The 12,980-nt window shown below is 72.6% G+C and carries 10 protein-coding genes; 5 read left to right on the top strand and 5 right to left on the bottom strand.

The window, feature by feature from the left end:
* Positions 1–228: 228 nt before the first annotated feature.
* Positions 229–1,836 carry a PucR family transcriptional regulator gene (locus ACFV1W_RS38305; protein ID WP_380421945.1) on the bottom strand — a complete coding sequence of 536 codons (1,608 nt, stop codon included), beginning with the start codon at positions 1,834–1,836 and terminating at the stop codon, positions 229–231.
* Positions 1,837–2,226: 390 nt separating this feature from the next.
* On the opposite strand from ACFV1W_RS38305, the gene ACFV1W_RS38300 reads away from it, so the two are divergent.
* The 5 genes from ACFV1W_RS38300 (at position 2,227) to ACFV1W_RS38280 (ending at position 9,058) form a co-directional block, all read left to right on the top strand.
* Positions 2,227–3,114: an FAD binding domain-containing protein gene (locus ACFV1W_RS38300; RefSeq protein WP_380421943.1), complete on the top strand. Its 888-nt coding sequence runs from the start codon at positions 2,227–2,229 to the stop codon at positions 3,112–3,114.
* Positions 3,111–3,599 (top strand): (2Fe-2S)-binding protein, encoded by a 489-nt coding sequence (locus tag ACFV1W_RS38295; protein ID WP_380421942.1) that lies wholly within the window; start codon positions 3,111–3,113, stop codon positions 3,597–3,599. The genes ACFV1W_RS38300 and ACFV1W_RS38295 overlap by 4 nt, the downstream gene beginning before the upstream one ends.
* Complete coding sequence (gene pucD / locus ACFV1W_RS38290) at positions 3,596–5,962, top strand: xanthine dehydrogenase subunit D (protein ID WP_380421940.1); 2,367 nt, start codon at positions 3,596–3,598, stop codon at positions 5,960–5,962. The genes ACFV1W_RS38295 and pucD overlap by 4 nt, the downstream gene beginning before the upstream one ends.
* 313 nt (positions 5,963–6,275) lie before the next feature.
* Positions 6,276–7,760, top strand: coding sequence for an NCS2 family permease (locus ACFV1W_RS38285; protein WP_380421938.1), 1,485 nt, complete (start codon positions 6,276–6,278; stop codon positions 7,758–7,760).
* 110 nt (positions 7,761–7,870) lie between these two features.
* Entirely contained in the window at positions 7,871–9,058 is a 1,188-nt protein-coding gene (locus ACFV1W_RS38280; RefSeq protein ID WP_380421937.1) for an XdhC family protein, read from the top strand.
* Between the two features lie 32 nt (positions 9,059–9,090).
* On the opposite strand, the gene ACFV1W_RS38275 is transcribed toward ACFV1W_RS38280, so the two are convergent.
* Genes ACFV1W_RS38275 through ACFV1W_RS38260 form a run of 4 tightly spaced genes read right to left on the bottom strand, consistent with a single transcriptional unit; the run spans position 9,091 to position 12,872 of the window.
* On the bottom strand, positions 9,091–9,714 hold the full coding sequence (locus ACFV1W_RS38275; protein ID WP_380421935.1) for a LysE family translocator: 624 nt from the start codon (positions 9,712–9,714) through the stop codon (positions 9,091–9,093).
* A 34-nt stretch (positions 9,715–9,748) separates the two neighbouring features.
* Positions 9,749–10,165 carry a PIN domain nuclease gene (locus ACFV1W_RS38270; RefSeq protein ID WP_380421933.1) on the bottom strand — a complete coding sequence of 139 codons (417 nt, stop codon included), beginning with the start codon at positions 10,163–10,165 and terminating at the stop codon, positions 9,749–9,751.
* 26 nt (positions 10,166–10,191) lie between these two features.
* Positions 10,192–11,931 (bottom strand): SDR family oxidoreductase, encoded by a 1,740-nt coding sequence (locus ACFV1W_RS38265; protein WP_380421932.1) that lies wholly within the window; start codon positions 11,929–11,931, stop codon positions 10,192–10,194.
* A complete protein-coding gene (locus ACFV1W_RS38260; RefSeq protein WP_380421930.1) occupies positions 11,928–12,872 on the bottom strand; it encodes a M24 family metallopeptidase in 945 nt (314 codons plus the stop codon). The genes ACFV1W_RS38265 and ACFV1W_RS38260 overlap by 4 nt, the downstream gene beginning before the upstream one ends.
* Positions 12,873–12,980: the final 108 nt, after the last annotated feature.

The raw sequence follows: 12,980 nt of genomic DNA, 5'->3' as shown, positions 1-12,980 counted from the left end.
GTTTTTGTTGTGGGGGTGTTTTTTTTTTTTTTACCCCCGGGGCGGGGCCCCGCCCGGGGGGGGGCGGGGGGCCCCCCCGCCCGTTTCCGACTTTGCCAGGACCTTCCCAGGAACCGTCCGGGCACGATCAGGATCGATCTGAATACGGCTGGAACTGACAGGAATCACCAGGCCTCCGATCGGGGCCGCTACCCTGGCCACCGGTCAGGCCACCCGTCAAGCCGCCGATCAGGCCAGTTCCAGCGCCAGGTAGAAGTCCACCCGGTCCTCCAGTCGGGACAGGTCCCGCCCGGTCAGCTCCTCGATCCGGCCGATCCGGTAGCGCAGGGTGTTGACGTGGACGTGCAGCTGCCCGGCGCAGCGGGTCCAGGAACCGTCCGAGCGCAGAAAGGCCTCCAGGGTGCGGACCAGGTCCGCCTGGTGCTCGATGTCGTACGCGATCACCTTGTCCAGCAGCCGGCTGCGGAAGGCGCGGCGGACCTCGTCCGGGACGGCGGCCAGCAGCAGTACGTGCGAGGCCAGCTCCTCGGGCCCGGCCACGCAGACCCGGCCGACCCGGGCGGCGGCGATCCGGCGGGCGTGCCGGGCCTCCTCCAGGGCGCCGCGCAGGCCGCCGGCCTCGGAGGCGGGGGCGGAGACGCCGAGGGTGATCCGCCCCTCCGAGCCCAGCCCGGCCTCCAGCGGGGCGAGGAGTTCGCGCAGGGTGTCGGCGGGCACCGGGGTGTCCAGCGCGGGCAGCACCACCACGGCGCCGTTGCCCGCCCCGGCGACCAGGGCACGGTCGGTGGTGCCGCCGAGCGCCTCCTCCAGGACGGCCCGCACGGTGCCCTCCGGCAGGCCGGTGCCCTCGGCGCTGAGCACCAGCCAGGAAGCGCTCTGCACCTGCGACTTGGGCTCGGGGCTCTCGTAACGGGCGGCCATCGCGGAGGACGCGTACAGGGTGCGGCTGATCTCGGCCGGGTCGGCGTCGCGGCGCAGCAGGGCGAGCAGTTCGTCGGCCAGTCGGCGGCGCAGCCGGCGGCCCTCGTCCCGGCGGTGGCGCTCGGCGGCGACCAGGCGGGCCAGGTTCTCGGCGAGCTGCTGGCGCTTGGTGGTCCACTCGGTGACGTCGCCGGCCACCGCGAGCACCCAGTCGGCCAGCAGCGAGCCGGTCTGCGGCTCCTCGGGCCCGGCGGAGGCACCGGCGGGCAGCAGCGAGTAGGCACCGCCCGCCAGCCGGGCCCGGTGCGGGGGGCGGCGGCGCTGGCGCTGTGCGGCGAGGTGGGCGCGGACCAGCTGGTCGCGGTCCTCGGCGGTCAGCCGGTCGGCCGGGCCGGCGATCACCGCGCCGGTCGGGGCGAGCACCCAGCAGTCCAGGTCGAGGTCGCCGCCGAGCAGGTCCAGCACGGCGTCCAGTCCGCCGCCGCCGGCCGCCGAGACCAGCAGCCGGTGGCGGTCGACCAGGGCGGCGAGGTCGGCGGCGCGGTCGGCGGAGACCTGACGGCCGATGAACTCGGTGACGGTGCCGAAGGCGATGTCGTCGGGGACGGCCAGCAGCGGCATCCGGTGCCGGCGGCAGGCCTCGACCAGGTCCTCGGGCACCGGGCCGACCTCGGCCTCGCCGGCCGCCAGGGCGACCGCGCCTCCGGCCGCGATGGTCCGCACGAACCGCTCGGAGTCGGCCGGGCCGCCGCGCCAGAGCATGCCGGTGAGCACCAGCTCGCCGCCGTGGAGGTAGCGGCCGGGGTCGTGCAGGTCCGTGGTCATCACGCCGCTGACCTGCCGGTCCAGCTCCTCCTCGGCCGCGAGCAGGCGCAGTCGCGGGGCGCCGGGGGCGAGCAGGTCACGGACACGCATCCGCGGACTCCTTACGGGGGTGGACCAGGGGGTGGAGCATGGGCTGGGACGGGGGACGGGGATCGGGGGCCGGAGGGGGGTGGGGGGCGCCGGGCGCACGTTCCGGGGGTGACAGTGTGCCCGAACATCCGTGCTCGGCGTTACGCACCAGCGGGCCACCGGGTCACGGACCCGTAGCCCGCGAATCACGGCCGGATTACGGTCGTAGGTAGCAACCGGCGTACACCTGGGCTGCGGGATTCTCCTGCTTAGAGGAACGTACAGGATGCCGGGCGGGCTCACAGCCGGGGCTTCATGCCATCGGTGACTGCCAGTGGCCCCGGTCACAGGAGTTCACTGGGCGACACGCCACCGGACACCCGGTCGGCGAAGACTTGAGGAGACACCCGCATGGAGTTCCTTCGGCCCGCCACCTGGGACGAGGCTCTCGCGGCGAAGGCTGAGTACCCGGCCGCGTTGCCCATCGCGGGCGGCACGGACGTCATGGTCGAGCTGAACTTCGACGTGCACCGGCCATCCGCGATTCTCGACCTGAACCGCGTCACCGAGCTCACCGAATGGACGAACGACGGCAGCGTCGTCCGGCTCGGCGCCTCCGTCCCGTACGCCCGGATCATCGAGGAACTGTCCGGGCCGCTGCCCGGGCTCGCGCTGGCGGCCCACACCGTCGGCTCACCGCAGATCCGCAACCGCGGCGGCGTCGGCGGCAACCTGGGCGCGGCCTCCCCGGCCGGTGACTCCCACCCGGCGCTGCTGGCGGCAGGGCGGGACGTGTACGTCGAGGCGGCCTCGGTGCGCGGCACCCGGCTGATCCCGATCGACGAGTTCTACGTCGGAGTCAAGCGCAACTGCCTGGAGGCGGACGAGCTGATCCGGGCCGTGCACGTGCCGGTCGCGGACGGCCCGCAGCAGTTCTCGAAGATCGGCACCCGCAACGCGATGGTGATCGCGGTGTGCGCCTTCGGCTTCGCCCTGCACCCGAAGAACGGAACCGTCGGCACGGGCATCGGTTCGGCTGCCCCCACGCCGCGCCGCGCCGTCGAGGCCGAGGAGTACCTGCGGGGCGTGCTCGCCGAGCGCGGGCTCTGGGAGAGCGGGGAACTGCTGGGCACCGAGGTGGTCCAGCGCTTCGGCGAGCTGGTGAAGGCCGCCGCCTCCCCGATCGACGACGTCCGGGGCACCGCCGACTACCGGCGGCACGCGCTGGCCGTGATGGCCCGCCGCACCCTCACCTGGTGTTGGAACGACTACAGCAAGCAGATCAGGAGCGCGGCATGAGGGTCACGTTCACCGCCAACGGCAAGCCGGTCGAGGCCGACGACGTGTGGGAGGGCGAGAGCCTCCTCTACGTGCTGCGCGAGCGCGTCGGCCTGCCGGGCTCGAAGAACGCCTGCGAGCAGGGCGAGTGCGGTTCCTGCACCGTCTACCTGGACGGCGTGCCGGTCTGCTCCTGCCTGGTCGCGGCCGGCCAGGTGCAGGACCGCGAGGTGCGCACGGTCGAGGGCCTCGCCGAGGAGACCGGCGAGCTGGGCCTGGTCCAGCAGGCCTTCGTCGACGCCGGGGCCGTCCAGTGCGGCTTCTGCACCCCGGGCCTGCTGGTGCAGACCGACGCCCTGCTGGAGAAGGACTCCCAGCCGAGCGACAACGACATCCGCGAGGCGCTGTCGGGCAACCTGTGCCGCTGCACCGGCTACGAGAAGATCATGGACGCGGTGCGGCTCGCCTCGGCCCGCAAGTGCTCGGGCAAGGGGGCCACGGCATGAGTACGCGAACCATCCAGGGCCAGAAGAACCTGCAGAACATCAACCAGGCCTCCAAGGACGGCATCGGCGGCTCGCCGCTGCGACCGGACGGCAACCTGAAGGTCAGGGGCGAGTTCGCGTACTCCTCCGACCTGTGGCACGAGGACATGCTCTGGGGTATGGCGCTGCGCTCGCCGCACCCCCGGGCGAACATCCTCTCGGTGGACGTCTCCGAGGCGCTCAAGGTGCCCGGCGTCTACGCCGTGCTGACCCACGAGGACATCCCCGGCTCCAAGTACTACGGCCTGGAGATCCAGGACCAGCCGGCCCTGGCCATCGACAAGGTCCGGTACCACGGCGAGGCGATCGCACTGGTCGCGGCCGACCACCCCGAGACGGCCCGGCGCGCGGTGAAGAAGATCGCGGTCGAGTACGAGGTGCTCACCCCGATCGTCACCGAGGAGCAGTGCCTGGACCCGGAGACCCACGGGTACGTCCACGAGCCGCACGAGTACAAGTCGCACGCGTACGGCAACATCTGCCACGAGCAGAAGCTGGTCTCCGGCCTCGGCGTGACCGACGAGGTGCGGGCGACGGCGGACGTCATCGTCAGCGGCGACTACGAGGTCGGCATGCAGGACCAGGCCTTCCTCGGCCCCGAGTCCGGCCTGGCCGTGCCCGCCGAGGACGGCGGCATCGACCTCTACATCGCCACCCAGTGGCTGCACGTGGACCGCGAGCAGATGGCCCCGGTGCTGGACCTGCCCGAGGAGAAGGTCCGGCTGACGCTGGCCGGCGTCGGCGGCGCCTTCGGCGGCCGCGAGGACATCTCGATGCAGATCCACGCCTGCCTTCTGGCCCAGCACACCAACAAGCCGGTCAAGATCGTCTACTCCCGGGACGAGTCCTTCTACGGCCACGTCCACCGCCACCCGGCGAGGATGCACTACGAGCACGGCGCCACCCGCGACGGCAAGCTGGTCTTCGCCGACTGCCGGATCGTGCTGGACGGCGGCGCCTACGCCTCCGCCTCCCCCGCGGTGGTCGGCAACGCGGCCTCGCTCGGGCACGGCCCGTACGTGATCCCGAACGTGAGGATGCACGCCATCGCGCTCTACAGCAACAACCCGTCCTGCGGGGCGATGCGCGGCTTCGGCGCGGTGCAGGCGGCGTTCGGCTACGAGTCGCAGATGGACAAGCTGGCCGCCGAACTCGGCATGGACCCGGTGGAGCTGCGGCAGCTGAACGCCATGTCGGAGGGCGACTTCATGCCCACCGGCCAGCAGATCGACTCCCCCGCGCCGGTGGCCGAACTGCTGCGCCGCGCCAAGGAGATGCCGCTGCCGCCGCCGCTGGACACCGAGCACCTGGACGTCCGCGCACTGCCCGGCGCGCTGTCCAACACCTCGCACGGCGAGGGCATCGTGCGCGGGGTCGGCTACTCGGTCGGCATCAAGAACGTCGGCTTCTCCGAGGGCTTCGACGACTACTCCACCGCCCGGGTGCGGCTGGAGGTGATCGGCGGCGAGCCGGTCGCCATGGTGCACACCGCGATGGCCGAGGTCGGCCAGGGCGGCGTCACCGTGCACGCCCAGATCGCCCGCACCGAGCTGGGCGTCGAGCAGGTCACCATCCACCCCGCCAACACCGAGGTGGGATCGGCCGGTTCGACCTCCGCCTCGCGCCAGACGTACATGACCGGCGGCGCCGTGAAGCTGGCAGCCGAGGCCGTCCGGCGGGCGCTGATCGACAAGGGCCGGCGCCGCTACGGCTGGACCCACCAGGACATCACGCTGGCCGGCGGCAAGGTCGTCTCGGAGAGCGCCGGCGTGCTCGTCCCGATGGTGGACCTGCTCGGTGACGAGGCCATCGACCTCACCCGCGAGCACCACCACCGGCCCACCCAGGCCTTCGACAAGGAGACCGGCCAGGGCTTCGGCCACGTCCAGTACACCTTCTGCGCCAACCGCGCGGTGGTGGACGTGGACGTGGAACTGGGCCTGGTCAAGGTGGTCGAGCTCACCGCCGTCCAGGACGTCGGCAAGGCGCTCAACCCGCTCTCCGTAGTCGGCCAGATCCAGGGCGGCTGCACCCAGGCGCTCGGGCTCGCGGTGATGGAGGAGATCATCGTCCGTGACGGGAAGGTGCGCAACGCCTCCTTCACCGACTACCTGATCCCCACCATCCTGGACACCCCGCCGATCCCGGTGGACGTCCTCGAACTCCCCGACCCGCACGCCCCGTACGGGCTGCGCGGCGTCGGTGAGGCGCCGACCGTGTCGGCGACCCCCTCCATCGTGGCGGCCATCCGCAACGCGACCGGTCTCGCGCTCAACCGGATCCCCGTCCGGCCGGAGCACCTGACCACCGAACAGCCCGGCTGACTCCGGCAGTTCGGACCGACGGAACAGCCGGGCAGCACAGCTGGACGGCACAACCCAAGAGCACGACCAGACAGCACCACCGAGCAGTACTTCCCGGGACGGCGACGAGTCTTCCCCGCCGCCCCGGGACCCCCCACCCGCTGCCCTCCCACGCCGGGGTTCCGCAGTGGTGCGCACCACCCTCAACTGCACCGCTGGCACTCCCCCCGACGAGTGCCCCAGTGAGCCGATACCGTCCCCCTGTGCCACCTCCGTTGACTGGCAGTCAGGTCGGCTCGCCCACCCCAACCCCCATTGACACTTGGGAGTGGACATGACCAGGATCCCCACGGAGCCCGGCACCACCGAAGCAGACAGACCCACCGGGGGCGAGACCCACCCCTCGCCCCCGGCGCCAGGGCCGAAGGGCGCGCTCGACGCGTACTTCAAGATCTCTGCCCGCGGCTCGACCCTCGCCAACGAACTGCGGGGTGGCCTCACCACCTTCATGGCGATGGCGTACATCATCCTGCTCAACCCGCTGATCCTCAGCGGCGCGGACGCCACCGGCGTGAAGCTCGACCACGCCGCGCTGACCACCGCCACCGCCATCGCGGCCGCCGTCACCACCATCCTGATGGGCCTGGTCGGCAACGTGCCGCTGGCCCTGGCCGCCGGGCTCTCGGTCTCCGGCGCGGTCTCCGCGCTCGTCGTACCGCACACCACCTGGCCGCAGGCCATGGGCCTGTGCGTGATCTACGGCCTGCTGATCGTGCTGCTGGTGGTCTCCGGCCTGCGCGAGAAGATCATGAACGGCATCCCGCTGCCGCTCAAGCACGCGATCACCATCGGCATCGGCCTGTTCGTCACGATCATCGGCCTCTACAAGGCCGGCTTCGTGCACACCGGCGGCCCCACCCCGCTCTCGCTCGGCCCGTTCGGCGAACTCTCCGGCTGGCCCGTCCTGATCTTCTGCCTCACCCTGCTCACGATCTTCGTGCTGATGGCGCGCGGCGTGCGCGGCGCGATCCTGATCGGCATCGCCGGCGGCACCGTGGTCGCGATGGTCGTCAACGCGCTCGCCCACGTGCCCGCCAAGGCCTGGGCCAGCTCCGTCCCGGTGTGGCCCGGCAGCCCCGTCGCGGCCCCCGACTTCAGCCTGTTCGGCCACGTCGACCTGTTCGGCGCCTTCGGCGGCAAGGGCATGGGCGCGATCAGCGCCTCCGTCGCGGTGTTCACCCTGGTCCTGGCCGGCTTCTTCGACGCCATGGCCACCATCATCGGCGTCGGCACCGAGGCCGGGCTGGCCGACAAGCAGGGCCGCATGCCCGGCCTGTCCAAGGCCCTGTTCGTCGACGGCGCGGGCGGCGCGGTCGGCGGCCTGGCGGGCGCCTCCGGCCAGACCGTCTTCGTCGAGTCCGCTACCGGCGTCGGCGACGGCGCCCGGACCGGCCTCGCCTCCACCGTCACCGGCGCCCTGTTCGCGTTGATGCTGTTCTTCTCGCCGCTGGCCGGCATCGTCCCGGTCGAGGTCGCCTCCGCCGCCCTGGTGGTGATCGGCTCGATGATGATGAGCCAGGCCCGGCACATCGACTGGTCCGACCGCGAGGTCGCCATCCCGGCCTTCCTCACCTCCGTGCTGATGCCGTTCACCTACAGCATCACGGCGGGCGTGGCGGCCGGCGTCATCTCCTACTCGGTGATCAAGGCCGGGCAGGGCAAGTGGCGCGAGCCCGGGCTGCTGATGTGGATCCTCACCGCGGTGTTCGCCCTGTACTTCGCACTGAGCCCGATCAAGTCCTGGCTGGGCGTGCACTAACCGGCCCGTCGGCCCCGCCGCCCCTTTTGGCACCACCGCCGCCGTCCGGGATCGTTTCCCGTACGGCGGCGTCTCCCGCTACTGTCGAAACCGTGTAAGGAGCCTCCGACATGCAGGACATCGCCGAGCAGTTGCAGGCCTGGCACGCGTCCGGGCGCTCCTTCGCCGTGGCCACCGTGGTCGGCGTCTCCGGCAGCGCCCCGCGCGACCCGGGGGCGGCCCTGGCCGTCGACGCCACGGGCGAGGCGGTCGGCAGCGTCTCCGGCGGGTGCGTCGAGGGCGCGGTGTACGAGCTCTGCCAGGCGGCCGTCGAATCCGGCGAACCGGTACTGGAACGCTTCGGCTACAGCGACGAGGACGCCTTCGCCGTCGGGCTGACCTGCGGCGGGATCCTCGACGTGTTCGTCCAGCCGGTCGTCCCCGGGGCCGACCCCGGAATGGACGCCGGCCTCGCCCACATCGCCGACGGCACGCCCGTCGCCCTCGCCCGGGTGATCGCCGGACCGGCCGGGTTGCTCGGCGCCACCATCGCCGTCACCGCCACCGGACGGCACGGGGCGCTCTCCGTCGGGCCGTCCACGGTGGGCGCCCTGGAGCGCTCCCTGGTGGCGGAGGCCCGGGCCATGCTGGACGCCGGACGCACCGGTCGGATCGTGCTCGGCCTCGACGGGCGGCCCTGCGACGAGCACGGGCGGGGCACGGTCACCTGCTTCGTCGAGTCCTACGTGCCCGCGCCGCGGATGCTGGTCTTCGGCGCCATCGACTTCGCCGCCGCCGTGGTGCGGATCGGCAAGTTCCTCGGCTACCGCGTCACCGTCTGCGACGCCCGGCCCGTCTTCGCCACCACCCGGCGCTTCCCCGAGGCCGACGAGGTGGTCGTCGACTGGCCGCACCGCTACCTGGACTCCCAGCTCGGCCGGATCGACGGACGCACCGTACTGTGCGTGCTCACCCACGACGCCAAGTTCGACGTCCCCCTGCTGGAACGCGCCCTGCGGCTGCCGGTCGGCTACGTCGGCGCGATGGGCTCCCGGCGCACCCACCGCGACCGGCAGGCCAAGCTGCGCGAAGCCGGGCTCACCGACGCCGAACTCGCCAGGCTGCGCTCCCCCATCGGCCTGGACCTCGGCTCCCGCACCCCGGAGGAGACCGCCGTCTCCGTCGCCGCCGAGATCATCGCCCACCGGCGCGGCGGCAGCTGCCTGCCGCTGAGCGCCGGGGACGGCCCGATCCACCACGACGCCGCGGCGCCCGAGCAGGAGGAGCCGCGACCCGCACGACGGACCCACGCCGCCTGAGGACGGGGGCGCCTCGTTCAGTCGGCGGGGGTTCAGTCGGCGAGGGCCAGCTTCAGGCCGAAGCCCACCACCACCGCGCCGGTCACCCGGTCCATCGCCCGCCGGGCCGCCGGGCGGCGCAGCCAGCCCCGCAGCACCCGGGCGAAGCCGACCAGAACGGTCGACCAGAGCACGCCCTCCAGGACGTGCACGCAGGTCAGCGCCACCCCGGCGGCAAAGTGCGGGGCACCGGCGGGGATGAACTGCGGCAGCACGGCCACGTAGAACACGCCGACCTTGGGGTTCAGCAGGTTGGTCAGCGTGCCGCGCCGCCAGCCGTACCCGAAGCCGCCGTCGACGGGCTCCTCCTGCTCGGCCGCGGCCTCGGTGCCGCGCTTGCGCAGCATCCCGACGCCCATCCACACCAGGTAGGCGGCGCCGGCCCAGCGCAGGACCTCGTACGCCACCTGCGAGGCGGTCAGCAGGGCCGTGACCCCGGCGGAGGTCAGCGTCCCCCAGATCAGCGTCCCGGTCTGGATGCCCAGCACCACGCCCCAGGCCTGTCGCCGCCGCCCGAGCGCGGAGGTCCGCAGGACCAGGGCGGTGTCGAGCCCGGGCGTGAGCGTGAGCAGCCCCACGACGAGGGCGAAGGACCACAGGGCGGTTGTCATCTCCATGAGCCCGGATGCTCTCACAGGCCCGATGAGCTGCTCAGTCCGCCGTTCCCTGCGGCACGACCCACTCGGTCGGCTGGCCGGTGGCGGCGGCGATCATGTCGTAGTCGCCGTCGTAGTGCAGCACGGTCGCGCCGTGGCGCTCGGCGGTGGCGGCGATGACGAGGTCCGCCACGGACAGCGCCCGCCAGTTGCCGGCGGCAGCGAGGAGGGCCTGCACCTCGATGGCCCGGTCCCACACCTCGTCGGGTGTGGGCAGCCGGTCGAAGCCGCTCACGCCCTCGCGGATCTCGATGGCATCGGCCTTGGACCGCGCGCTGTGCATGATCTCCAGTTCGACGGCGCCGCAGATTGCGACCACTCCCCTGATGATCAACGGCTTGAGGGCCCTTCTGACCCCCGGCTTGGAGAAGCGGGCGAAGGCCGACTTGTCGATCAGGAAACGCTCACTCACCCTTTTCCACGGTGACGTCCACCCGATCAGGTGACGTTGAGGCGGGCGGCGAGGCGGAGGAGGCCGGGGCTGAGGCGGGAGAGGAGGCGGGCGGCCTTGGCCTCGGGGGTGACCGGGACGACGGGCTTGCCGGTCCGGACGGCGCCGAGGATCGCGGTGGCGACCTTCTCCGGCGGGAAGCCGCGGCGGGCGTAGAGCCTGGCGGCGCGGGCCTGTTTGGCGGACTGCTCGGCCGCGGTGCTGGCGGAGAAGGTGGAGGTGCGGGTGATGTTGGTGTTGACGATGCCCGGGCAGACGGTGGAGACGCCGATGCCGTGGCCGACGAACTCGGCGCGCAGGCAGTCGGAGAGCATGAAGACGGCGGCCTTGCTGGTGGCATAGGCGGTGAGCGCCTTCGAGGGCAGGTACGCGGCGGCCGAGGAGACGTTGACGATGTGACCGCCCTGGCCGCGGTCGGCCATCAGGGTGCCGAAGGCGCGGCAGCCGTGGATCACGCCCCAGAGGTTGACGTCCAGGACGCGCTGCCACTCCTTCTCGGTGGTCTGCAGGAAGGTCCCGGAGTGGCCGATGCCGGCGTTGTTGACCATCACGTCGGGCACGCCGTGCTCGGCGGCGACGCGCTGGGCGAAGGCGTCCATCGCGGCGCCGTCGGAGACGTCCACCCGGTAGGCGTGCGCCTGCGGGCCGATCAGGGAGGCGAGCTCGGCGGTGCGCTCGGCGGCCGCGAGGTCGAGGTCGCAGACCACCACCCTGGCGCCGTCCTCGGCGAAGGCGAGCGCGGTGGCCCGTCCGATGCCGCTGCCGCCGCCGGTGACGACGACCAGGCGGCCGTCGTCGCCGTCGGCCTCCCGGGACCGTCCCGCCTCGATCCGGGCGGTGAACTCGCGGACCATGCCGGCCACGGTGGCTCCCTTCTCCAGCAGTGCCGACCAGTGGCCGGCGTGCAGTGTGCGTCGGGTCAGATCGGGCACCCAGCGCTCCAGGCCCTCGGAGAGGTAGGTGCCGACGTAGCGGTCCCGGGTGAGGGTGACCAACTGGACCGGAACCTCGGTCCGCCGCTCACGCGGACTGCCCATCGTGGGGCGGAAGTTGGCCCGGTACAGCTCGATGCCGCGGACCGCGTCGCGGCGCAGGGTGCGCTGCGGGTGGTCGGCGCGCGGGGTGACGTGCTCCAGGTCGCGCAGCACCCGCGGCCAGGCCCGGGCGAGGCCGAGGCGCCAGGCGGCCGGGGCGAGGTAGGGCAGGTGGAAGGCGGTGATGTACCAGGAGTGCAGGCCCTGGTGGAGCAGTTGCTTGAGGTGGCGCGGGGTGGGGCGGCGCAGCCGGTGGCGCAGCCAGTAGCCCATGTGGTCCAGGCTGGGGCCGGACAGGGTGGTGTAGGAGGCGATCCGGTGCCGGGCGCCGGGGTCGGTGACGGCCTCCCAGGACTGGATCGAGCCCCAGTCGTGGGCGACGAGGTGCACCGGGCGGCCGGGGCTGACGGCCTCGGCGACGGCGAGCAGGTCGTCGGCGAGCCGCTCCAGGCGGTAGCCGTCGCGGTCCGCCGGGGCGGCCGACTCGCCGGCGCCGCGCACGTCGTAGCGGACCACGTGGTGGTCGCGGGCGAGGTCGGCGGCGATGTCGTCCCAGACGGTGTGGGTGTCCGGGTAGCCGTGCACCAGGAGGACGGTGGGGGCCTGCGGGTCGCCCTGCTCGAAGACGGCGAGCGGAAGGCCTCCGGAGTGGACGGTTCGGCGGCGGACGGGGGGCGTCGGCAGGGGCGTCATCGGGTGGCCTCCAGGGCGGTCGGCTCGTCGGTCGGCTCGTCGGTCGGCTCGTCGTTGGGCTCACCGGTCGGCTCGTCGGCCGGCTGATCGGTCGCGGCGGTCCAGCGGCGGACGTGCGGGAGGTCGTCGTCGAGCCAGTGGGCGTCGTCCTCGGTGACCACCAGCAGTTCCTCGAACTTGATGCCCACACCGCGGAATCCGATGTGCGGCTCGACCGCCCACAGGCCGGGGGTCGGCGCGTGCCGGGACGACCGTCCGTCCGCCCACAGCGGTGAACGGCCTTGCAGGCGCCCGGAGATGAGCTCCCGACCGAGGGTCTGCAGGGTGCGCACGCCGAAGCCGAGGACGTTCACTCCGGCCGGCCCGCGCCCCGTGGTGCGGGTGACCTGGTGGCCGATCACCCGGCCCGGGTAGACCTGGTGGCGGTTGTCGTAGCCGTGCGCGGCGATCTGCGCGTCCACCGCCGCGTACACCTCGTCGAGCGGCCGGCGGGCGCGCACCTCGGCGAGGATCAGCTCGCGGTAGACCTTCAGGTCGGCGGCCAGGCGGTCCCAGACCCGGTTCTCGCCGATCTTGCCGCCGTAGCCGATGTCGGCGGTGTAGCCGTCCACGACGGGGGCGCAGTCCAGCACGTACGGCATGCCCTCCTCCAGCCTGCGGTTCCCGGCGAAGAACTGCAGCGGGGTGTGGAAGTGCCGGAAGGCCGTGCGGTCGCCGAACCAGGCGAAGGGGACGTGGAAGAAGTCCTGCACCCCGGCGGCGACCAGGCGGCGGCGCAGCTCGGCGGTGGCCTGCCGCTCGGTGACGCCCGGCTCGATCCAGGCGGCGACCTGTTCGGCGCAGTGGTAGGCGAGTTGCTGGGTCTCGCGGAAGCGGGCGAGGTCGCGATCGGTGTACGGGAAGGCGGGCGCCGCTTTCGCCGTCGGGGCCGTCGGGGGCATCGAGGGGCTCCTTCTAGTAGTACTTCGTTAACTTAACTTGATCTTGGTCTGCGAGTCGGGCATCCTGTCGGCGTGGATTTGGGGGAGATCGAGCAACTCCGTGGCGAG

This window comes from Kitasatospora sp. NPDC059648, assembly GCF_042734825.1.
Classification (GTDB): Bacteria; Actinomycetota; Actinomycetes; order Streptomycetales; family Streptomycetaceae; genus Kitasatospora.
This window is presented reverse-complemented; position numbering and strand designations above follow the sequence as displayed.